Here is a 20,524-nt window from a genome sequence, read left to right on the forward strand (position 1 = left end):
CCGGGCCCCTGTCGTTTCAGTGGGCGTTCTGCTTTAAGAACTCCACAAAGCGCGGGAATACATCCTGCGCGGCGTTCTTGCCGATGATCACGTCTGCATGTCCGTAACCCGGGATCACGGCGAGCTGGTGCCGGCCAGGCGCTACTAGCTCCAGTCTTTCGTGACAAAGCACATTGGAGTCGAGGAAGAGGGCGTTCTCCTGGCCCGTCACCAAGAGCATGGGGGTGGTGATGTCGGCGGCGTCTTGCAGGTAGTTGTCGGGCAGGTGGCGGTAGCGCACGTCTTTGGGGTCAAATTTCACTGCGGTATTGTTGGCGCCCACCATTTTGCGGATGTGGCGGTAGTAGTGCACCCCGCTGCCGCCAAACAGATCTCCGGTGCGGCGGTGGGTGATTTCGTGCAGGTTCTCATGCCGGAAGAGTACCGGGTAGCCGTAGCCCCACATGAAGCTGGTCATGTGGCACTCGGGCACATCGCATTCGCGGTGCATGAATGACACCCCTTTTGCCAAGAGCTTGCCCGGCGAGATGCCGGCCTGCTGATTCCACTCCGGGTTGAGGTAGTCCACCCCCAATACCGACTCCGCCAGAAACGGGCCCACCGCCAGCTTGGCCTTGGCAAAGGTGCCCACCTTGGGCGTGAGCGCCACCCCATTCACGATGACGCTGCGCACACCCTGAATAGCCTTGCCAAACAGGCTCATGGCCACCGAGAGCGCCCCCAGGCAGTGGCTGATGATGTGGATGCGCGCCTCCGGCCCCACGGCACGACGCACCACCTCGAGCGCGGCAGGGTTGTCATAGAGCGCCACGTCGTCCACGGTGAAGCGGTGGCGGGTGTGGTTGTAGGGCTGGCGCTTGCTGATGCGCCCGTCCAGCGTCCATACATCGGTAAAGCCCTCGTCCAGCAGCACCTGGGTGAGGTTGCGGTGCTCGGGCATGATGAACATGTCGCTGGATGCGGTCAGCCCCGGCACCAGCAGCACCACATCTTTGCAAGGCGCGCGCTTAAAGCGCAGCAGGCTGATGCCCAGACCATCGCCGGTGCTGGCGTAGTGGGTACTGACCTCGGCGCCTTTCACGCCCTCCAGGCTGTGCAGGGGGATGGTACGTATGCGCGGTTCCCGGCCATGGCGGCGTGGCAGCCCGTGCGTCTCCCAGAGCTTGCCCATGAACAGCCTGCCGAAACGCTGGATAGCGTCCACCTTGCCGGAAAGGGTGGGAGCATCGGCGCGGAAGGTGGTGAGCTGGTGCAGAAAGTCGTGCACCGCTATGTGCAGAATGCCACTGGCCAGCAGCGTGGCAGCGCCCTCGGCCTCTGCACGCACATGGCCCGCATAGATGTTCACATACAGCGTGGTGGTATCGGACCAGGCATCGAAACCGAAGTCATTGCGAATGTCTTTGCGCCCGCTCAGGGTCAGTGGCTCACCGGCCGCGTTCTCGAAATGCAGGCGGTACAACATGGTTTTGCGGTCGGCGTCGCCGCTGTTGGCAAACAGGTTGAACTCGCCCGCCAGTACCGGACGCTGCCCTCCGATGTAACTGCCGTACAGGTAGCCGATGGCTTTGCCTTGGTGGTCCGGGTCAGCAATGAAAGCGTCCAGATCCTCCATGGCGATGGTCAGGTGGAACATCAGCGCCAGCCCTTGGGCCTTGCCCTCGTCGTAACCCTGTTGGCAGGTGTGCTGGCCGGGGCTGATGAAGCCCTTCATCTCTTCGGTAAACCGGAAGCCGACCGGCGCGCTGTGCTGCTCAGGCATGGGGAACTCCAAGGGTGTCGTCGGGGGTGTTGCCGGTGATGTCTTCTGCAATCCATTCCGCCAATGCGGCAATCGTGGCGCTGGGGTTGGCGCCTACGCCGGTGGGCAGGATGGAACCATCCGCTACATACAGGCCGCGGTAGCCGAAGGCTTGCCCGCGACTGCCGGTAACACTGCTGACGACGCCGTGCGCGGGGTCTTCGGCCAAGGCGCAGCCACCCAGCGGGTGCACGGTCACGTTGTTGCGCACCGGCCAGGCCCAGGTGGGCTGGGGGATGTAGCTCTTGGCTTTGGTGAATCGCTTGAATCGCTCGCCGCAGGCTACGATGGCGTCGTACAGCGGGCGGCTGGTGCTTTGTGGCCAGTCCAGCGCCAGTTTGCCGCCCCGCAGGCTCAACACGCCATCGGCTGCGTCGCGCCCCATAAAAAGCAGCACGCTGCTGCGGTACGACACATCGCCTTTAAGCAATGCATGGAAGTAGGCCACCACTGAACCGCCCCATTTGCCGGAGCCCAGAGACTGCACGGCAAACCGCCAAGCCAGGCGCAGCGTTCTGGCGATGCGGGTGAAGATGTAGCCCGGGCTCAACGCAGGGCGAATCCCCTCCACATACCAGGCGGCAAATGCGGGGTAGGCGGCGTCTTCCAGCAGGAAAGCGGGCTTGCCATCCACCGGTTGCTGCAGGCCGTAGTTAATGTACTGGGTGATGACGGGGCCATAGTTGGGGTCGGCATCTCGCTCACCCCCGGTCACAAAAGAAAGGAAGTCGCCATTCCCGGAAAAGCCCTGGCCCAGCTTGCGACTCAGCCTGGGCAGGGTACCTAGTTCGTCGCGGCAGCGCAGCAGCAGCTCGTTGCTGCCCAAGGTGCCGGCAGACACCACCACGCGGCGGGTCAGGGCGTGGCGTGCGTTGCCGGCATCGTCCCGGAAGTCCACGCGGTAGCCGTGGCTGCCGTCGGCCGTGGTGTCCTCAATGCCGGCTTCGTTGAGGGGAGTAATGCGGGTGGCTTCGGCGCTGGTTTCTATCCGCGCGCCATGCTGCTTTTCGGCAGCAAACAGGTAGTTCAGGTCCAGCGTGTTTTTGGCGTGCACATTGCAGCCCACATCGCATTCACCACAGTAGGTGCAAGACGTTTGGCTGGCACCATAGCGGTTGCGCTCCTGCTCGCCAATGGGCAAAGGTGCGCTGCCTTGAGCGGCATAGCCTTTGCCGAAGAACACACAGATGTCCGCAGGTTGGCTGGTGGCGCCATCGGCCTTGGCAAAGTCGGCGTACAAGGTGGTGCGCTGGATGGTGCGCCGGGGGTCTCCCGCGGCAGGTGGAACTGGGCGGGCGCCCAGCACGCTTTGGCTGATGCGGTAATAGGGCGCCAGTGCTGTTGCATTCACTTGGGCCGGCCACCGGGTCTCGAACACCCAGGCCGGGGCCGGCATGAACACATTGGCGTAAATCAGCGAGCCGCCCCCCAGGCCCGCGCTGACCACCGAGTCCATGCGGTGGTAGTTGCGGATATCAAACAAACCGTTGAGCTTGCGGGGTTGGCCCGGCTCGGCCTCGGACCAGAAGTTGTTGGCAAAGTCATGCGGGCTGCGCGCGAAGCTGCCTTTGGGGTAGCGTTTGCCGCGCTCCAGCAGCATCACTTCGCCCGGCCAACGTGCGGCTAATCGGCAACACATCACCGCGCCGCCAAAGCCGCTACCGACAATAATCGCTTCCAGAAAGCGTTTTTGTGTCATGCATCTCCCCTGTAGTGCCGCGGTGATGGTGGACATGGAACCGCAGCCGGAGTAAGTTAGCACAGGGCGCCGGTTTTGAATACCGGGCCGAGCCACTCCGGAAGTCTGAAAAACACGTCGTTCAGGGATGAAGATGGACTCCAATGCCTACCCACTGCCGCTAGGGCAGAGCCCGCCACCGCCGCCACAAAGCCTGCGCGCGACCCTGTGGCAGCTGCTGGGCGTGGGTGAACAGCAGATCATGCCGGCAGCGAGCCGGCGCAGCAATACGCTGATTTTCACCATCATTGGTACCCTCACTTTGCTGGCTTTTGGCATCGGCAATGTGCAGCAGCTGTCCGATGCACGCCTGTTCACTCTGGGCGTGGTTCAGTTGCTGGAGGTGGGGCTGCTGTTGGTTCCCGCCATCTTTTTGACCAGCCGGAACGCGCCGCCGGTGGTGTCGGAAAACATGTTGGTGTTCGCGGGCTTTGTGATCTTTGCATCCAACGTCGTTTTTGGCGGGCAAACGGGTGATTCGCCTTACTGGACCTTCGTGTTTCCCTATCTCGTATTCTTTTTGCGAGGCCAGAAGACGGGCTGGGTGGTGGGTGTGGCGTATGCAGTGCTTGTGCCTTTGTTGATGTACTACAGCTCCAACCATTGGGACTATTGGCGCTATCTTGACGAACATTGCTTCTACTACGGCATTGCCTATTTCTTCAACGTCGTCACTGCGGCGTACTTCAATCTATTGCGCAGCCGGTTTCAGGCCCATTTGTGGGATCAGGTGGCCTTCCATACCAGCGAAGTCAAACGGCACTGGGAAGCTTTGCAGCACAACGCACTGCATGACGTACCCTCCGGCCTGTTGAACAGCCAGGGCCTGACGGCGAAGCTGGCCGACTGCCTTACGCTGAATGCCGGCCAAGTGGGCTACTTGTTGGTGGCGCATGTGCGGTTTTTCAGGGTGCCGGAGCTGGTGAGCATTGTGGGCTCGGAGAAGGTGGATGAGTCCTTGCGGCAGCTGGCTACCTTGCTGGAAAAACACCTTGCCGGGCTCCAAGCCATGGGCCGCGTGGGCCAGGACACGTTGGCCATCGTGCTGCGCAGCCAGAAGGTGGATGCCGACGCATTGCGTCCCCTGCAGGCGATCGCGCAGCTCCGGGATACCGCCGATCTGGGGGAGTTTGCCGTGCATGTGGAGATGGCGTTCGGCGTGGCAGCCCAGCGCCTGGACGGGGACGCATCGGCCGACGAATTGATGCGCAACGCCGGCCAGGCCCTGCTGTTTGCGATCGATAACCGGCTGGAGTACCAACTGTTTGACTCCGCTCTGCGCAGTCATTTTGTGGACCGCAACCGCCTTTACGAAAAGCTGCGTGAGGCCGTCTTGCAAAACAGCTTGATGCTGCATTACCAACCCCAGCTGGACTTGCGCACCGGGCGGGTGGTGGGGGCAGAAGCGCTGGCGCGTTGGAGTGATGCGCAAGGCGGGATGATTCCACCGGACAAGTTCATTCCCATCATCGAATCCACGGGCTTGTTGCGCCGCTTTTCCGTCTGGACCGTGGCCCGGGCATTGGCCGACTGCAGTGCCTGGCAAACCCGTCTGCCGGGGGTCAGCGTATCCATCAACCTGTCTGCCGACGCGCTGCATGAGCCCGAAGTGCTGCAAACCGTGCAGCGCCACTTGACGAACAGCGGACTGGAGCCTCACCTGGTGATCATTGAGCTGACCGAGAGCGTGCTGCTCAAGTCCCCAGAGGACGCCCTGGCCCGCATGGCCAGCTTCATGGCTTTGGGGGTTCAGCTCTCTATCGATGATTACGGTGCCGGTTTTTCTTCACTCACTTACCTCAAGCAATTGCCGGCGCAGGAAATGAAAATTGACAAGTCCTTCATAGACAACCTGGTGGTTGGCAGCAAAGAGCAAGCGATTGTGTTTTCGTCAATCGAACTGGGGCACGACCTGGGCCTCAAGGTGCTGGCTGAAGGCATTGAGGACGAGATGACTAGCACCCTGCTGCGCGAGGCCGGGTGCGATCTGGGGCAGGGCTGGTTGTTTTCCAAGGCCTTGCCGCTCTCGCAGTTCCAGACCTGGTCACTGGAGCGCAATGCCGGCTTGGCCTGAGGCCTGCCAACTCTTTACTGGGCTATCGCATGACATCACCCGCTTCTGAACCTGTTATCCACTGGCCCGCGCATTTCCACCCCGCGAATGTGCCGGTGCATGTGGTCAATGAGATGTTCATTCCTGCCAGCGCAGAACACATCTGGGCCTGGCTGGTGCGCGAGCCTTTGTGGCCGACCTGGTACGCCAACTCCAAGGTCGACTGGATCCGCGACAAAAGCCGTGACCTTACTTTGGGCGTGCAGTTCCACTGGAAGACCTTTGGCGTCAGCATCACATCCCGGGTTCAGGAGTTTGTGCCCTGTGAGCGTATCGCTTGGGACGGCACCGGCATGGGGGCGCATGTGTACCACGCTTGGCTCATCATTCCTAAAGCAGGCGGCTGCCTGGTGCGTACCGAGGAAAGCCAACATGGCTGGGGCGCCCGCTTGATGCACTTTCTGCGGCCCCACCGGATGTTCGATGGGCATGACTTGTGGCTCAAGAGCCTGTCCATTCAAAGCCAGACCGGACTTCCCCCGGAGTTGTGAGGCCATGACCATGTTGAAAAACTTGCCTTCTGCTGTCTTGTGTGCGCTGGTGGTATCGCTGCCAATGCTGGGTGCCACTGCACAAGCGCAATTGCCCAAACGGGATTTGACGGTCGAGTTGCGCCAGGTGGAAGAGGGGCGGGAAGACGGCGCCATGCGTTTGGGCACCAAGCCCGATGCGCCTTTGATGGCACCCCAGAAGATCCAGGTCCGCAATGGCGAAAAGGGTAGCCTTCGCATGAACCAGTCCGTGCCCATGCAGTGGGTGCAGTCCGCCAACAGCCAAAGCAACAGCATCAGCGCGGGTGGCACCTCGGTCAGTAGCAGCGGGGGTGGCGTCACGCAATCTGTGCAGTGGTTTGACGTGGGCCAAAGCATCACCGTGATTCCGCGCTGGCCTGGCGGCAACAAGGATGCGACGGTGGAGGTCGATGTCCAGCAAGCCGATATGGCAGTGCGCAACAACGCCGACATGCCGCGCCAGACCCGCAACCAGCTCAGCACCACGGTAAGCACGCCTTTGGGCCAGTGGGTCACGATTGCGGCTACCGGCAACGCGCCGGCCCGTCAGGGCAACTTCAGTAGCGAGGGCAGCGCTGAGGCGCGCCGCCTGTTGCAGGTGCGGGTGCTGGCACCCTGAGTGCGTTCAGACAGGGCCCGGATGCCCGTGCCCGCTTAGCGTGCGAGAGGGTTGGGCGTGGGCTCCGCTACCTTGTGTAAGGTGTTGCGGTCGGTGTGGTGAAAGGGCTCGTTACGCCCCAGAATCTGCAGCACCGTGTCTTCGTCGTAGCTCCAGGTGCCATCCGCATGGAGGGTCACTTTGATGCGGAACTCCGTCGTCTTGAAGGCATGTTGCAAAAACGGCGCGGAGCAAATTCCATAGGTGTCCAGCCCGTGGGTGGCCACCAGCTCGAACTCGGTGGCATCGGCGCTGGCCTGTCCTGCCGCCATGGCCACCTGCCCGCGCGGGATGGTCAGCGTATGGATGATGGTGCCGGTGGCCGGCTCCCACAGCCAATAGCCCACCTGGTCATGGTAGGTCTTGATCTGGTCCGGCTTGGTGACATGGGTGTGGTAGCGCAGGCCGTAGAGCAGCTGCGGGCCGTTGGTTTGCGGGTCGATAGGCTGCAGCTCGATACGCTCGTGAAACGCCTGTTTCTTGGGGCCTTCGGCTTTGGGCTTCACGTCCAGGCCCCGCATGCCTTCCCAGACGCCTGCCATGCCTCGCAGCGGGCCGAGGTTGGCCAATGTGTTCACATCAACCGGATGCGGTTCGGTGTAAATGTCTTTGGGAAAGTCACTCATGGTCTTGCTCCGTCCGGTTGGGGGTTAAATATGCTTGTAGCGCCCGTGGATATTGCGCGAGTAGCTATCAAAGAAATAGCAAGTCAGCCCTGTGCCTTGGCGGCCTTTTCCTTGGCGGCTTCAGCGGCTGCGGCTGCTAGTGCATCCAAGGCAGCGCTTGCGGCTGCCACGCCTGCAGCATCCACGGGCTCCAACAAGGATTGCAGTCCGGGGAGCCCGGCAGAGCCTTCACGCTGCAACTGCGCGATGGTCTGCCCGGCGTCTTTGCCGGATGCGAAGGCCTTGCTTTGCAGCAACACCGTTCCATCTGCCGCGGCGAGCTTGAAGTAAAAATGGCCGTCTTTCTCTCGGTACTGCTTGAAGGATGCCAGCGTCACTTTGTCTGCTTTGGCCGCACCAGTCTGTGCAGCGGCACTCAGGCGGCGCAGCCCCACCGCGCTGCGCAGCTGGGTCATGAAAGGCGTGGCAATGGCGCGTGCCTTGGCTGCTCCGGCCAGCAACAGAGCCTCCACCTTTTCAGGGTGGGCCATGTAGTCCTCGTATGCCGCGCGCATGGGGGCAATTTCCTGGTCAATGCGCTCGAACAGGATGGTTTTTGCGTCGCCCCAGGCAATACCGTCGGCATACGCCTGGCGCAGCTTGGCGGTCTCTTCTTCAGAGGCAAAGGCCTGGTAGATCTGGAACAGGGCCGAGCCCTCGGTGTCTTTAGGCTCGCCGGGTGCGCGGGAATCGGTCTTGATGCCGGCAATCAGCTTCTTGAGCTGTTCGCGGCTGCTGAACAGCGGAATGGTGTTGTCGTAGCTCTTGCTCATCTTGCGGCCGTCCAGGCCGGGCAGGGTGGCGACCGATTCTTCAATCTCGGCCTGGGGCGGCACGAAGTGCTCGCCATAGCGGTGGTTGAAGCTGGCTGCCATGTCGCGCGCCATTTCGATGTGCTGAATCTGGTCGCGCCCCACGGGCACCTTGTGCGCGTTGAACATCAAAATGTCCGCGCCCATGAGCACCGGGTACATGAAAAGTCCGGCGCTTACATCGGCATCCGGGTCTACGCCGGCGGCGGTGTTTTTGTCCACCGAGGCCTTGTAGGCGTGGGCGCGGTTGAGCACGCCCTTGCCGGTCACGCAGGTCAGGAACCAGCAGAGTTCCGGAATCTCAGGCACATCCGACTGGCGGTAAAAGGTCACATGCGAGGGGTCTAGGCCCGCGGCCAGCCAGCTCGCGGCAATCTCCAGCGTGGAGCGCTGGATGCGCTCGGGCTCGTCGATTTTGATGAGCGCGTGGTAGTCGGCCAGAAAGTAAAAACTCTCCACGCCCGGCGCCTTGCTGTGGCGCACGGCGGGGCGGATGGAGCCCACGTAGTTGCCCAGATGCGGGGTGCCGGAGGTGGTGATGCCGGTGAGGAAGCGAACAGTACTCATGGGTGCAAATCTATCAGTCGAATCTGGGGGGTGACGTTTCAGCGCGCCAGCATGGAAAAAGGGGTGAGCAGCAAGTCCAGCAAGCCGAAGGTCAGCGACATCACGGGCTGCATCCACACGGCGCTGAGCACACCCGCAATCACCAGTGCCATCACAATGAAGAAGCCCCAGGGCTCAATGCGCGAGAAGGTCAGTGCCTGCTTGAGCGGCAGCAGTCCGACCATGATGCGCCCGCCATCCAGCGGAGGCAAGGGGAACAGGTTGAACGCAAACATCACCACGTTGACCAGCACACCGCCTTCGCACATTTTCAGGAAGAAGGGTTCGGTCACGCCGGCACCGCTCAGCAGGTACATGCCTATACCCCATGCCAGCGCCATGGCCAAGTTGGCACCCGGGCCTGCCAGGGCCACCCAGATCATGTCGCGCTTGGGGTTGCGTAAGTTGCCAAACCGCACGGGCACGGGCTTGGCATAGCCGAACAAAAAGGCGCCCGAGGTCGCAAAGTACAGCAGCAGCGGCATCAGGATGGTGCCTACCGGGTCTATGTGTTTGGCCGGATTGAGAGTGATGCGCCCCAGCATGGCGGCGGTCTTGTCGCCGAAGTAGAGGGCCGCATAGCCGTGAGCCGCTTCGTGCACGGTGATGGCGAATAGCACCGGCAAGGCATAGATGGCGACAGTTTGGATCAGGTTGGCAATGTCCACAGGGGAGGTTTTCTCAGTTGGTCAGGGGAGGGCGGTGAAATCAGGATACCCCGCCGGCTTCAGAGCCCGAGCAATGCGGGGTCTCCGCCACCTTGGCGGATTAGCTCCGGCTCATCGCCGGTCAGGTCAACGACGGTGGTGGGCTCCAGTGCACAGGCACCTGCATCGATGACGGCCGCGATCTGGTGTTCGTAGCGTTCGCGGATGTCCTGTGCGTCGTTGAGTGGCTCGGCCTCACCTTTTGCTATCAAAGTAGTAGCTAGCAGCGCAGAGCCGTAGTGCGCCAGCAGCTCCTGGAGCACTTGGTGCTCAGGCACCCTCAGACCTATGGTCTTGCGGGAAGGGTGACTGACCCGGCGTGGCACTTCCTTGCTGGCTTCCAGAATGAAGGTGTAGGCGCCGGGGGTTGCGGCCTTGAGCAGGCGGTATTGCTTGTTGTCGACCCGTGCGTAGTTGGCCAGCTCGCTCAGGTCGCGGCACAGCAAGGTCAGGTGGTGTTTGTCGTCCACCCCGCGGATGCTGCGCAACTTGTCGGCAGCCGCCTTGTCGTCCAGGTGGCAGACCAGCGCGTAGCTGGAATCGGTGGGTACCGCCAGAATGCCGCCTTTTTCCAGCAGGGCGATGGCCTGTTTGAGCAAGCGGGGCTGGGGGTTGTCGGGGTGAACTTCGAAATACTGCGCCATGGCGGGGTGGCGGGTGAGCGCCGGTCCTCAAAGGTTGTCGGGTTACTGGATGCGTGTGCTCAGCAATTCCCACACGGGGGTCAGTCCACCCGGCAAATAGGGCAGGGTGCCCAGTTCGGTGTGGCTCTCCAGCGGGCTGTGAAAATCGCTGCCGCGCGAAGCTGCCAAGCCGAATTCCCTGGCGGTGCTCGCGTAGGTCACGTATTCGGCTGCGGAATGGCTACCGGTCACGACTTCCACGCCCTGGCCGCCGTGGCCCTTGAATTCGGTGAACAAGGCGAACTCTTCATTCGGGCTGAACTTGTAGCGCGCCGGGTGCGCGATGATGGCCATGCCGCCGGCCTGGGTGATCCATTGCACGGCGTCCTTCAGGGTCGCCCAGCGGTGGGGCACATAGCCCGGTTTGCCTTCGGTCAGGTACTTGCGGAAGACTTCATTGGTGTCTTTGCAGGCTCCGGTCTCGACCAGAAAACGTGCGAAGTGGGTGCGAGAAATCAGATCGGGGTTGCCGACAAACTTCAGGGCGCCCTCAAAGGCGTCTTTGATGCCGACTTTGGCCAGTCCGTCGGACATTTCCATGGCCCGTTCTTTACGCCCGCCCCGCGTGCGCCGCAGGCCCTGGCGCAAATCGTCGTTGTCAGCATCAAAGCCCAAGCCGACGATGTGCACGGTCTGATGCAAAAACGTGACCGAAATCTCCACCCCGGTGAGGTAGCGCATGCCTTGGGCGTGCGCGGCGTCACGGGCGCGTTGCAGCCCGCCGATCTCGTCGTGGTCGGTCAGGGCCCAGAGTTCCACGCCATTGGACTTGGCGCGTTCGGCCAAGGCTTCCGGGGTGAGCGTGCCATCGGACACCACAGAGTGGCAATGGAGGTCAGCGTTGAGTATGTTGGTCACCGCTTCATTTTAGGCGCTGCCTCCGCCTGCACTGCCGCAGGGGGCTTAAAACGGCACGGGCGCGGTGAATTCCACCACCTGAGCGCTGACCGGGTGGGGGATGGACAAGGTGCGGGCATGCAGTTGCAGCCGGTCTGACAGGGCCAGGGCCTCCGGAGTGGCGTATAGCGTGTCGCCCAGCATGGGGTGGCCCAGCGCCTGCATGTGCACCCTCAGCTGGTGGGTGCGGCCGGTGACCGGCTCCAGCTCCACGCGGGAGCAGCCAATGACCTCATCCACAGAGATGCAGCGCCAGCGGGTCAGGGCTTGCTGGCCTTCGGCATGGTTCACAGTGCGTTTGGGGCGGTTGGGCCAGTCCACCAGCAAGGGCAGGTCAATCTCCTGCCAATCGTCACTCACCGACAGCAGGCCGATCACTACTGCCTCATAGCGCTTGTCCACCAGCCGCTTCTCGAAACTTAGGTTGATGGCCCTTTGCGCATTGACACCACGTGCCATGACTACCAGGCCCGAGGTGTCCCGGTCCAGCCGGTGCACGATCAGGGCTTCCGGATAAACGTCTTGCGCGCGTTTGCTCAGGCAGTCTTGCTTGGCTTCCCCTCGGCCGGGTACGGTCAGCAGGCCGGCGGGTTTGTTGAGCACCAGCATCGCATCGTCCACGTACACCACAGGCAGCTCGGTCTGGACAGGCGGGTTGTAATGGTCGTCAGGGCTGTGCATCGGGGTGGTTGATCAATCGCTGCACGGTTTCACACAGCTCGTTCACATCATTGGGTTTGTAGATAAGTGCACTGGCGCCCTCCTGGAGCGCACGTTGCTCTATTTCCGGAGTGACATAGCCGGAGGCCACAGCTACTGGCAAGTCCGCACGGATGGCTTTGGCATCCCGCAGCAGGTCCAGGCCGCTGTAGCCTGGCATGTTGTAGTCGGTGACCAGCAGGTCATAAATCTCGGGTTGGCTGCGCAGGGCGGCTTCGGCCTCCAGAGGGTCAGTAAACACCGTGACCTTGAAACCCTTGCGGGTGAGCACCCGGTTCACCAGAAATACCAGAGCCTGGTCGTCATCCACGTACATGACGTGCCGGCCACGGCCCTCGACTTCGGTCACTGGCTCGGGCTCCAGTGCCTCTACGGGTGCGGCACCTGTGGCGGGGAAGTACAGCGTGAATACGCTGCCTTCGTTGGGGGCGCTTTGCACATCAATACCCCCCTGGTGGGTTTGCATGATGCCGTGCACCACGGCCAAGCCCAGTCCGGTGCCCTGGCCCACCTGGCGGGTGGTGAAAAAGGGCTCGAAGATGCGCTCAATAGTCTGCTGGCTCATGCCGCTGCCGGTATCGCGCACACGCAAAGTCACATAGCGGCCCGGAGGAACGCCGATGCGGTCATTGAACGGCAGCGAGAGGGTCGTAGTACCCAGCTCAATGGTCACGGAGCCTTTGTTGTGTCCCAGCGCAAGGATGGCATTGGTGCACAGGTTCAGCAGGGCCTGCTCGACCTGGGTCGCATCGGCCAGCACCAAGGGGCAGCCCTCGGCCACTACCAGTTTGAAATCCACGCCCGGCGGAATGGCCACGCGCACCAGGCGCTGGGTTTCGTGGATCACTTCGGCCAGCTGGATAGGCACCCGCTTCGGTGGCTCATTGCGGCTGAAGGTCAAAATCTGGCGTACCAGATCGCGGGCGCGCCGGCCGGCTTTCTCGATTTCCACCAGGCTGACCAAGGCGGAAGAACCTGCCGGAGTGTCCTGCTTGGCCAAATCGACGTTGCCCAGAATGGCGCTCAGGATGTTGTTGAAGTCGTGTGCAATGCCGCCAGCCATGGTGCCCATGGCCTGCATTTTTTGCGATTCACGCAGCTGGGTTTCCAGCGCAATACGTTGGGCCTCCGCCAGCTTTTTGGAGGTGAGGTCACGCGCAAAAATGGTGGTGATGGAGCCTTGCATGCCGGGCTGCCCCCGCATGGCGATGGCATTGGGGTCATCCGCGCGGAAGGGCGTGCGGGTCCGCAGGCGGCGCTCAAGCGACACGCTGATTTCCACATAGATTTGTTTGCCGCCCAAGGTGATGGCGGTGAATTCGCCCAGCATGGCTTGCGCCGGCACGTTGCCTTCACTCAAGGCCTTTTCCACATCCGGCAAGAATTGTCCCAATCGGGCGCCGAAGGCTTGTTCCGCCGGGCATTCAAACAAGGTGGTAGCCGCCGGGTTGAACACGGTGATGAGCTGCTTGTCATCGATGCACAAAATGGCATCCAGCGACGAGTTGATGATGGCAGCCATGCGGTTTTCGCTGAGCAGCAGGTCTTCGTTGCGCTGGCGCAAGACGGCAGCACTTTCCAGCAAAGCATGGCGCTGGGTGAGCAGTGGTCCCTGGTCAATCACGGCGCAAATGAAGTGCGCCAGGTCATCGCTGGGGTTCTCGATGCGGGCAATGTGCAGGTCGCCGGTGAACGTGCCCTGTGTTCCCGACAGGAACTGCACTTCATGGACCTCGCTGGTGCCCTCCTGGCGCGCGCTGGAGAAGGCCACTGCCACCTCGTCCGTGTGTTCGGGACCTACAAATGGCAGCAGGAAGTTCAACGGAGGGTCATTCTCCAGCGGCTGGAACAAGCGCAGTGCCATGGCATTGCTCGCCAGCACCAGGCCTCCCTCGTCTACCACCATCAGGGCCAGCGGCACATTGGAGAACAGGGTGGCAAATCGTTCCGAGGCGCCTTCGGCTTCCTGTTGCGAATAGCGAAGCGCCTTGTTCTGGATTTCAAGTTCGGCTTGGTATTTGCGCAGGTCCTCAATCATCTGAGACGGCGCATAGCCGTCGATGATCATGTGTTGGCCTGCACGACCTTCCGCCCAGGGCGCGGGCACCGTCCGCAGGTTGAATTGCGGCCTGCGGTTACGGGGGAACGAAGGCATCAGCGGCGAACCACTTGGTCACCCGGCTGGAAATCAGCAGCTTTCAGCGGACTGTGTGCAGCAATAAAGCCACGAAGCACGTCCGCATCCACAAAGCCGGTGTCCACGTAGCTGGGGTGCCCCACCACTTTGGGGTAACCGTCGCCGCCAGCGGCAACAAAGTTGTTGATGGCCATGCGGTACTTGCCGGCGGGGTCAATGGGTTTGCCTGCCACAGAGGCTTGCACCACCACCCCTTGGTCAATCACAAGGCGTATGCCTGCAAATTGCGGGAAGGCACCGGAGCCTGGAGTCATTTTTGCGATTACACCCAGATAGTCCATGATTTCCTTGCCGGTGAAATCCACCACAGCAATGGTGTTACCGAAGGGGTGCACGGTGACTACGTCTTTGTACGTGATCTTGCCTGCCGGCAGCGAATCGCGCACACCACCCGCGTTGACTACGGCAAAGTCCGCCTTGGTTTTCTCCATCATGGAGCGGCCAATCATCACGCCCAAAGCGGCGGGCTGGCTGCGAACCACACTGCGATCGCCTTCGAGCTTGCCATCGCTGTCACCCACTTCCATCATCAGCTTTTGTTGCCCGAATTCCTGGAATGGCTTGAGCATTTGCAGCATCTCGGGGGACTCTGCGATCTCCGGGGTGTAGGTCACCAGGCTGGTTTTGCCGTCCGCCGTTTTGACTGGCTTTTTGAGGTTAATGGGGATCAGCGCGTATTTCACCAGCTTGAACTCACCGTTCTTGTACGTGAAGTCGGCCCGGCCCACGTACTTGCCCCATTCGTGCGCTTGCACGACCCAAGTGCCGTTCTGGCGATCAGGCTTGCAGTCGCTGCCGGGCACGTACGCGCGGTCAAGTACGTTTTCAGCCTTCATGCAGGCGGGGTTCTGGGTGTGGCCACCTACGATCATGTCAATGCCTTTGACCGCGCGTGCCAGTTCCACATCGCCGGGTGCCTGGGTGCCATGGGTGCCGTTCTCGTAGTGCCCCATGTGCGTGGCAGCGATCACGACGTCGGCTTTGCCGCGCAACTCCGGAACCACCTTCGCAGCTTCAGTCTGCGCATTGCGGAATTCGATATTGCGAATGTTGTCGGGGTGCACCATCTTCTGGGTGTCTTCGGTGGTCAATCCCATCACCGCTACGCGCACTCCACCCAGGTTAAACAGCTTGTAGGGCTCAAACATGCGCTTGCCATCGCGGTAGATGTTGGCTGACAGCATCGGGAAGGTCGCCAGGTCGCGCTGCATCTGCAGCACCACGGGGGGCTTGTCGAACTCGTGGTTTCCCACCGCCATCGCGTCATAACCCAGCAGATTCATCCCGCGGAAGTCCGGAACGGCGTCCTGCAGGTCAGACTCGGGCACGCCGGTGTTCACGTCGCCACCATCGAGCAGCAGGCTGTAGCCGCCTGCGGCCGCCACTTCCTTGCGGATTTGATCCACCACGGTTTTGCGAGCAGCCATGCCGTATTCACCATCCCGGTTTTTCCAGAAACGGCCATGGTGGTCGTTGGTGTGGAGGATGGTGATGGCGTACTCCTTGTCCGGCTGAGGGCCCGTTGAAGGGAGGCCTGCACAGCCCGCCAACACGAGCGCGGAACAAAGGGAAATCAGTCGGAAAGAGGGGTGCATGGTGGGCCTATCGGTCAGGTGCATTGCGAATCTTGTTTATATCAAACTCAGTCACCGGCAGCGCGTGATTGCCCCAGCTATTGCGAATGAAACTGAGCACGTTGGCCATCTCCACATCATTGAGTGCAAACTGGTACGGCGGCATGCCGAAGGGTTGCGGTTTGCCGGTGGTGGATGGCCCATAGGCCCCTTTGAGCAAGATCAGGACCAGGTTGTTGGTGTTGTCCATCAATACAGCGCGGTTGCCTGCCAGGGCAGGGTAAGCGTTCTCCACCCCTTCCCCGCGTTTGCCGTGGCATTGGGCGCATTGGTTTTCGTACAGCTTTGCGCCCAAGGCGTTCTCGCGAACTGAGGCAGGCGCTGGCTTGGGGGCGGCCGCTCCTTTGCTCAGCGTTTGCAGGTACAGCGCCATGGACAGGGCATCCCCGGGTTCCAGGTACTGGGTGCTGTTGCGTACGACATCGGCCATAGGGCCCGCCACGTAGGCTTGCTGGTGCTGCCCCCGCGTCAGCAGGGTGACAATGTCAGCAGCGTCCCAGTTGCTGAGCCCGGCTTCCGATGGGTCATTCAAGGCGGGCGCGTACCAGCGGCCATCGGGCAAGGTGGCACCATTCCAAGCGGCGGATGTGCGCAGACCGCCCAGCCGGTTCCGTGGGGTGTGGCATTCGGCACAGTGTCCCAGGCCTTGCACCAGTTCAGAGCCCCGGCGTGCCGAAGGGGGCGCATCTACCCGGGCGATGGTTGTTGTTTCCGCTTCGCTGAAATGCAGGATGCGCCATGCAGTGAGTGCGGTCTGGGTGCCGAGTGGCCAAGGTAACTCGTGCGACTTGTTCTTCGTGTCAGCTGCAGGCAGAGTGCGCAGGTACGCAAATAGGGCATCGCTGTCGGCGCGGCTCACCCGGGTGAAGCTGGTGTACGGAAAGGCGGGGTTCAGTACGCGGCCGTGAGGTCCCACGCCCTGGTGCATGGCACGCCAGAAGTCGCCCTCGCTCCACTGCCCAATGCCGGCGGTGGGGTGGGGAGTGAGATTGCCGGGATAAACACGACCGAATGGCGTTTGCAAACCATCTCCTCCCGCATATGCCTGTCCGCCGCGCGCGGTGTGGCATTGGGCGCAATTGCCGAGGCGTGCCAGGTAAGCGCCGCGCTGCACCTGAGTGGCGTCTTGGATCGCGGGTAGAGCTTGTGGCGATGGCGTTGACTTGCGCACCGCAGGGGCCACCCATTCCGCTACCACTACAAACAACAAAGCCGCAGCGAAGAGTCCGGCAAAAATCTTTTTCATGGCGCACTCCCGCATTCAGGCAGGGGGCTCAGTTGGGCGGATCGCGCTGGTCGCGCCGATACCGCCGTGCTATTGGCAGGCACGGGTTGGGACGACAACCACTGGGAGATGGCATTCACGTCTGCATCGCTCAGGCGCTTGGCGATGGTTGCCATGCAGTCAGGCGCGTGGGCTCTGCGCTGGCCGGTTTGCCAGCCGCCCAGTTGGGCGTTCAGGTAGTCGCGTGGTAAACCTAGCAAACCCGGGACACCGGGTTGTAGTCCTGTCAGGGCCTGGCCGTGGCAGGCGATACAGGCAGGTAAGCGCCGGCTTTCATCGCCCAGCAGCACCAGCGCCTTGCCGCGCGCCAGGACATCAGGGGCTACCGTGGGAGTGGCTGGCGCAGGGTAGGGCACATGCAGGCTGGCAAAGTAGTCCGCCATGGCGCGCAGGTAATCCTCGCTCAGGGGGGCAATCAGGTGCTGCATGGGGCTGTACTGGCGGCGCCCTTCCTGAAAGTTTTGCAGCTGGTTGTACAAGTAGCCGGCAGGTTTGCCCGCAATGCGTGGGTAGTAACCATCCGGCCCGGCCTTGCCTTGCTCGCCATGGCAGGCTGTGCAGGCGCGCGTCCGTTCTGCCATGCCGCCGGGCTGTGCATGTCCCGCTTCAGGCCATGCGAGTAGTACGCAACAGAAACAAAAAAGCGCAGTGATCGCACTGCGCTGGAGGAAGGTCAGGCTTGCTCGCATGGGGTGAGCTTACCCCAGCTGCCTTATGCGGGGCTGTCAGCCCAGACTACCCCTTTTTTCATGTGGGACCAGCGCTCAAACGATGGGCCGTAGGCGGTTTCTATGCAAGGGCGTTTGACCTTCAGCGTAGGGGTCACCATGCCGTTTTCTGCGGTCCACGTGGTGGTGACAGCAGCCAGAAAATCCAGCTTCTCGTGCGGTTCCAACTGTTGGTTGACATCATGGAGGTGCATCTCCAGCGCCCTCTCCAGTGTGTTTCTCCCTTCCAGTGTTTTGCTGAGTTCCAAGGCTTCGGGTGACAGCATGACCAAAGCAAACGGCTGGGCAAAGTTGGCGCCCGTCACCGCACACGCTTCAATGGAACTATGTGTGACCAGTTTGTCCTCAATCGGCGCAGGTGCGATGTATTTGCCCTTGCTGGTCTTGAACATGTCCTTGACCCGCCCGGTGATGCTGAGGTAGCCCTCGCGGTCCATGTGACCTTTGTCCCCGGTGCGCAGCCAGCCGTCCGGGGTGAAGGTTTCTGCGGTGAGCTCAGGTTCGCGGTAGTAGGCTTTCATCAGACCTGGACTGCGCATCTGTATCTCGCCGCTGTCGGTGTCTGTCCTGCTTTCCACGCCGTCATAGGGTTTGCCTACCGAACCGGTCTGGCGCGAGCCGGGCAAAGTGGAGTGCGACACGCCGCTGTTTTCGGTCATGCCATAGACCTCGACCAGGTCCAGACCCAGGTTGCGGTACCACTGCAGCACATCGGCGGGCATGGGGGCCGCGCCCCCTGCGGCAATGCGGCATTGGTCTAACCCTAAGCCCTTGAGAATCTTGCGTCGTACCAATGTGCTGATGACAGGCAGGCTCAACAAGGTGCGCAGCTTCCTGGCCGGTACCTTGCCCAGCACACCTTGCTGGAACTTGACCCAGAGGCGCGGTACCGAGAAAAAGATGGTGGGCCGGGCGCGCTGCAGGTCCTGCAAAAAAGTGTCCAAAGACTCGGCAAAGAATATGTGCCCGCCGTAGCGCAGAGATGCCTGCTCAATCAACATGCGCTCGGCCACATGCGCCAAAGGCAGGTACGAGATGTAGCGGTCCGCGCTGCTCATGGGGAAGCGGCGGGTGGCGCAGCTCACGCCCCAGGCCATGCTGTTGAAGGTGTGCACCACGCCCTTGGGCTTGCCGGTAGTGCCCGAGGTGTAAATGATGGTGCTGGTGTTCTCTCCTGCGGGCTCAGGGCTCGCAGCCAGGGGGCTGGTGGCGCTGACCAGCTCCAGCCACTGGTGGGCATGCATATTGGGTGCCAAGGGCAGGGCAATCAGTGGCAGCTCAGGGGGTACGCCGGTGCGCAGGTTGGCAATGTCATCCATCTTGCCCACAAACAAGGCCTTGCTCTCGCTGTGCAGCAGGATGTAGCTCAGAGACTCACCGTTGAAGGTCGGGTAGATGGGCACCGACACGTATCCCGCCATGGCAATAGCCATGTCCGCCAGAATCCAGTGCGCGCTGTTTTTGCCGATGATGGCAACCCGGCTGCCGGCAGGCCAGCCTTGGGCCTGCAGCCACTGGGCCATGCAACGCACCTGTCTGGCGGCCTGGGCCCAGGTGATCTCCAGCACCTGCCCGCCGCTCATGGGCTGCGAGAGGTAAATTTCGTTGGGGCGCTCCCTCTCCCAGCGGTACAGGCAGGCCAGCGGCAGGTCGGCAGGTTGTACGGTGATGGGTGTCATGGTGGTCCCTGTGTGGTTTGAGGGCATTGTTCTTTTGGCATACAGACGGGGCAATGGTGATGACCCTAGGTGCCGCATGCCTGCGACCCCCGTGTTTGTACCGATTCAGCGTGCTTGCGCGAAAGGCTGTTCGATCAGCAGATCCGATTGGGCAATGGCCACGCAGGGAAGGAACCAGCCCTCGTCCTTTTCATCGGCACTGAGGCCCGGCCAGTCAATCCGGTAACGCACCTTGCCCGATACCAGCCGGCACATGCATTCGCGGCAGGTGCCATTGCGGCAGGAGCTTGGCAACTCCACTCCCGCGCGAAGACCCGACTCCAGCACACTGTCCACCCCATTGCTTGCAAAATGCAAACCGTCCGGCAGCACGGATACGTGATGCTTTACGGCAGGTAAATCGGAACTATGTGGGATGGTCATCCGGTGGGTAGTCGGGCACTCAAAGCCCTGAAAAATGGCAGCGCAAGAGACCTTTGTCGAATGCTGCGACAATCACGCTCTTTTTTTCAATTTTGCTTGAGTTTGCGTTAGACATGTCCAGTACGACTACTTTCAAGGTTCGCCCCGCTACATTACGTGATGCCAAAGCCATCGCTGAGCTCCACAATTCTTCTGTTCGCGAAGCCTTCAAAAGCATGCTGGCCGATACACCGGTTCCCGTGACCCCCTTGGACAAGCGCCAGGCTTACTGGCGCGAAGCGATCGAGTACGCTGAGCCCCAGGTTCAGGTGGCTATGGACGAGGACAAGATTGTTGGTTTCGTTGGGTTTGACCGTTCCCGTGACAAAGGCACCCCACCCACCATGGGCGAGATTTGGGCCATTTACGTGGCCTCCAGCCACTGGGACAAGGGTGTGGGCCTGGCCCTCTGGGATGCGGCCCGCGAAGGTTTGATGGAAGAAGGTTGCTCCAACGTGAGCATCTGGCTGCCGATTGCCAACGAGCGCGCCATGCGTTTTCACGAGCTCGCCGGTTTCAAGCGCGAAATGAACACGGCCAAGACGGTGCAGATCGGTGCCGTCAAGATTGAGGAAATGCGCCTCAAGCGTCCCCTGAACTAAGGGACGCACGTCCGAAGCGCCCGGC

18 protein-coding genes are annotated in these 20,524 nt (G+C 61.5%); 4 read left to right on the forward strand and 14 right to left on the reverse strand.

The window, feature by feature from the left end:
• Positions 1-16 precede the first annotated feature (16 nt).
• The gene (locus RAN89_RS08150) at positions 17-1,762 is read right to left on the reverse strand and encodes an alpha/beta fold hydrolase (protein WP_313869090.1); all 1,746 of its coding nucleotides are present in this window, start codon (positions 1,760-1,762) and stop codon (positions 17-19) included.
• Entirely contained in the window at positions 1,755-3,500 is a 1,746-nt protein-coding gene (locus RAN89_RS08155; protein WP_313869091.1) for a GMC oxidoreductase, read from the reverse strand. Before RAN89_RS08155 ends, RAN89_RS08150 begins: the two co-directional genes overlap by 8 nt.
• 127 nt (positions 3,501-3,627) lie before the next feature.
• On the opposite strand from RAN89_RS08155, the gene RAN89_RS08160 reads away from it, so the two are divergent.
• The 3 genes from RAN89_RS08160 to RAN89_RS08170 are packed head-to-tail and all read left to right on the forward strand — an operon-like array spanning position 3,628 to position 6,783.
• Positions 3,628-5,613 (forward strand): putative bifunctional diguanylate cyclase/phosphodiesterase, encoded by a 1,986-nt coding sequence (locus tag RAN89_RS08160; protein ID WP_313869092.1) that lies wholly within the window; start codon positions 3,628-3,630, stop codon positions 5,611-5,613.
• Positions 5,614-5,642: 29 nt separating this feature from the next.
• Positions 5,643-6,143 (forward strand): SRPBCC family protein, encoded by a 501-nt coding sequence (locus RAN89_RS08165; protein WP_313869093.1) that lies wholly within the window; start codon positions 5,643-5,645, stop codon positions 6,141-6,143.
• Positions 6,144-6,147: 4 nt separating this feature from the next.
• Positions 6,148-6,783 (forward strand): hypothetical protein, encoded by a 636-nt coding sequence (locus RAN89_RS08170; RefSeq protein WP_313869094.1) that lies wholly within the window; start codon positions 6,148-6,150, stop codon positions 6,781-6,783.
• Positions 6,784-6,818: 35 nt separating this feature from the next.
• Here RAN89_RS08170 and RAN89_RS08175 read toward each other — a convergent pair whose 3' ends face one another.
• The 12 genes from RAN89_RS08175 to RAN89_RS08230 form a co-directional block, all read right to left on the reverse strand.
• Positions 6,819-7,448 (reverse strand): FABP family protein, encoded by a 630-nt coding sequence (locus RAN89_RS08175; protein ID WP_313869095.1) that lies wholly within the window; start codon positions 7,446-7,448, stop codon positions 6,819-6,821.
• Positions 7,449-7,531: 83 nt separating this feature from the next.
• Positions 7,532-8,866, reverse strand: a complete 1,335-nt coding sequence (locus RAN89_RS08180; protein ID WP_313869096.1) for a tryptophan--tRNA ligase — start codon at positions 8,864-8,866, stop codon at positions 7,532-7,534.
• Between the two features lie 38 nt (positions 8,867-8,904).
• Positions 8,905-9,573 carry a site-2 protease family protein gene (locus RAN89_RS08185; RefSeq protein WP_087496696.1) on the reverse strand — a complete coding sequence of 223 codons (669 nt, stop codon included), beginning with the start codon at positions 9,571-9,573 and terminating at the stop codon, positions 8,905-8,907.
• A 59-nt stretch (positions 9,574-9,632) separates the two neighbouring features.
• Complete coding sequence (locus RAN89_RS08190; protein ID WP_313869097.1) at positions 9,633-10,256, reverse strand: L-threonylcarbamoyladenylate synthase; 624 nt, start codon at positions 10,254-10,256, stop codon at positions 9,633-9,635.
• A 42-nt stretch (positions 10,257-10,298) separates the two neighbouring features.
• Positions 10,299-11,153 (reverse strand): 3',5'-nucleoside bisphosphate phosphatase, encoded by an 855-nt coding sequence (locus RAN89_RS08195; protein WP_313869098.1) that lies wholly within the window; start codon positions 11,151-11,153, stop codon positions 10,299-10,301.
• 45 nt (positions 11,154-11,198) lie between these two features.
• Entirely contained in the window at positions 11,199-11,873 is a 675-nt protein-coding gene (locus RAN89_RS08200; protein ID WP_313869099.1) for an RluA family pseudouridine synthase, read from the reverse strand.
• Entirely contained in the window at positions 11,860-14,067 is a 2,208-nt protein-coding gene (locus RAN89_RS08205) for an ATP-binding protein (RefSeq protein ID WP_428984490.1), read from the reverse strand. The genes RAN89_RS08200 and RAN89_RS08205 overlap by 14 nt, the downstream gene beginning before the upstream one ends.
• On the reverse strand, positions 14,067-15,704 hold the full coding sequence (gene ushA / locus RAN89_RS08210; RefSeq protein ID WP_313869100.1) for a bifunctional UDP-sugar hydrolase/5'-nucleotidase UshA: 1,638 nt from the start codon (positions 15,702-15,704) through the stop codon (positions 14,067-14,069). The genes RAN89_RS08205 and ushA overlap by 1 nt, the downstream gene beginning before the upstream one ends.
• Positions 15,705-15,711: 7 nt before the next feature.
• Positions 15,712-16,989: a c-type cytochrome gene (locus RAN89_RS08215; protein ID WP_313869101.1), complete on the reverse strand. Its 1,278-nt coding sequence runs from the start codon at positions 16,987-16,989 to the stop codon at positions 15,712-15,714.
• Positions 16,986-17,609 (reverse strand): c-type cytochrome, encoded by a 624-nt coding sequence (locus RAN89_RS08220; protein WP_313869102.1) that lies wholly within the window; start codon positions 17,607-17,609, stop codon positions 16,986-16,988. The genes RAN89_RS08215 and RAN89_RS08220 overlap by 4 nt, the downstream gene beginning before the upstream one ends.
• A gap of 131 nt (positions 17,610-17,740) precedes the next feature.
• Complete coding sequence (locus tag RAN89_RS08225; RefSeq protein ID WP_313869103.1) at positions 17,741-19,435, reverse strand: AMP-binding protein; 1,695 nt, start codon at positions 19,433-19,435, stop codon at positions 17,741-17,743.
• A gap of 105 nt (positions 19,436-19,540) precedes the next feature.
• Complete coding sequence (locus tag RAN89_RS08230; RefSeq protein ID WP_313869104.1) at positions 19,541-19,858, reverse strand: 2Fe-2S iron-sulfur cluster-binding protein; 318 nt, start codon at positions 19,856-19,858, stop codon at positions 19,541-19,543.
• Between the two features lie 113 nt (positions 19,859-19,971).
• Here RAN89_RS08230 and RAN89_RS08235 point away from each other — a divergent pair, with 113 nt between their 5' ends.
• Positions 19,972-20,499 carry a GNAT family N-acetyltransferase gene (locus RAN89_RS08235; RefSeq protein WP_313869105.1) on the forward strand — a complete coding sequence of 176 codons (528 nt, stop codon included), beginning with the start codon at positions 19,972-19,974 and terminating at the stop codon, positions 20,497-20,499.
• Positions 20,500-20,524 lie beyond the last annotated feature (25 nt).

Origin of the sequence: Rhodoferax mekongensis (assembly GCF_032191775.1) — a bacterium.
Taxonomy (GTDB): domain Bacteria; phylum Pseudomonadota; class Gammaproteobacteria; order Burkholderiales; family Burkholderiaceae_C; genus Allorhodoferax; species Allorhodoferax mekongensis.

Excerpts from the sequence above, each read along its gene's own strand:
- RAN89_RS08150 (WP_313869090.1), bottom strand. The coding sequence starts at position 1,762 with ATGCCTGAGCAGCACAGCGCGCCGGTCGGCTTCCGGTTTACCGAAGAG.
- RAN89_RS08155 (WP_313869091.1), bottom strand. The coding sequence starts at position 3,500 with ATGACACAAAAACGCTTTCTGGAAGCGATTATTGTCGGTAGCGGCTTT.
- RAN89_RS08160 (WP_313869092.1), top strand. The coding sequence starts at position 3,628 with ATGAAGATGGACTCCAATGCCTACCCACTGCCGCTAGGGCAGAGCCCG.
- RAN89_RS08165 (WP_313869093.1), top strand. The coding sequence starts at position 5,643 with ATGACATCACCCGCTTCTGAACCTGTTATCCACTGGCCCGCGCATTTC.
- RAN89_RS08170 (WP_313869094.1), top strand. The coding sequence starts at position 6,148 with ATGACCATGTTGAAAAACTTGCCTTCTGCTGTCTTGTGTGCGCTGGTG.
- RAN89_RS08175 (WP_313869095.1), bottom strand. The coding sequence starts at position 7,448 with ATGAGTGACTTTCCCAAAGACATTTACACCGAACCGCATCCGGTTGAT.
- RAN89_RS08180 (WP_313869096.1), bottom strand. The coding sequence starts at position 8,866 with ATGAGTACTGTTCGCTTCCTCACCGGCATCACCACCTCCGGCACCCCG.
- RAN89_RS08190 (WP_313869097.1), bottom strand. The coding sequence starts at position 10,256 with ATGGCGCAGTATTTCGAAGTTCACCCCGACAACCCCCAGCCCCGCTTG.
- RAN89_RS08200 (WP_313869099.1), bottom strand. The coding sequence starts at position 11,873 with ATGCACAGCCCTGACGACCATTACAACCCGCCTGTCCAGACCGAGCTG.
- RAN89_RS08205 (WP_428984490.1), bottom strand. The coding sequence starts at position 14,067 with ATGCCTTCGTTCCCCCGTAACCGCAGGCCGCAATTCAACCTGCGGACG.
- ushA (WP_313869100.1), bottom strand. The coding sequence starts at position 15,704 with ATGCACCCCTCTTTCCGACTGATTTCCCTTTGTTCCGCGCTCGTGTTG.
- RAN89_RS08215 (WP_313869101.1), bottom strand. The coding sequence starts at position 16,989 with ATGAAAAAGATTTTTGCCGGACTCTTCGCTGCGGCTTTGTTGTTTGTA.
- RAN89_RS08220 (WP_313869102.1), bottom strand. The coding sequence starts at position 17,609 with ATGGCAGAACGGACGCGCGCCTGCACAGCCTGCCATGGCGAGCAAGGC.
- RAN89_RS08225 (WP_313869103.1), bottom strand. The coding sequence starts at position 19,435 with ATGACACCCATCACCGTACAACCTGCCGACCTGCCGCTGGCCTGCCTG.
- RAN89_RS08230 (WP_313869104.1), bottom strand. The coding sequence starts at position 19,858 with ATGACCATCCCACATAGTTCCGATTTACCTGCCGTAAAGCATCACGTA.
- RAN89_RS08235 (WP_313869105.1), top strand. The coding sequence starts at position 19,972 with ATGTCCAGTACGACTACTTTCAAGGTTCGCCCCGCTACATTACGTGAT.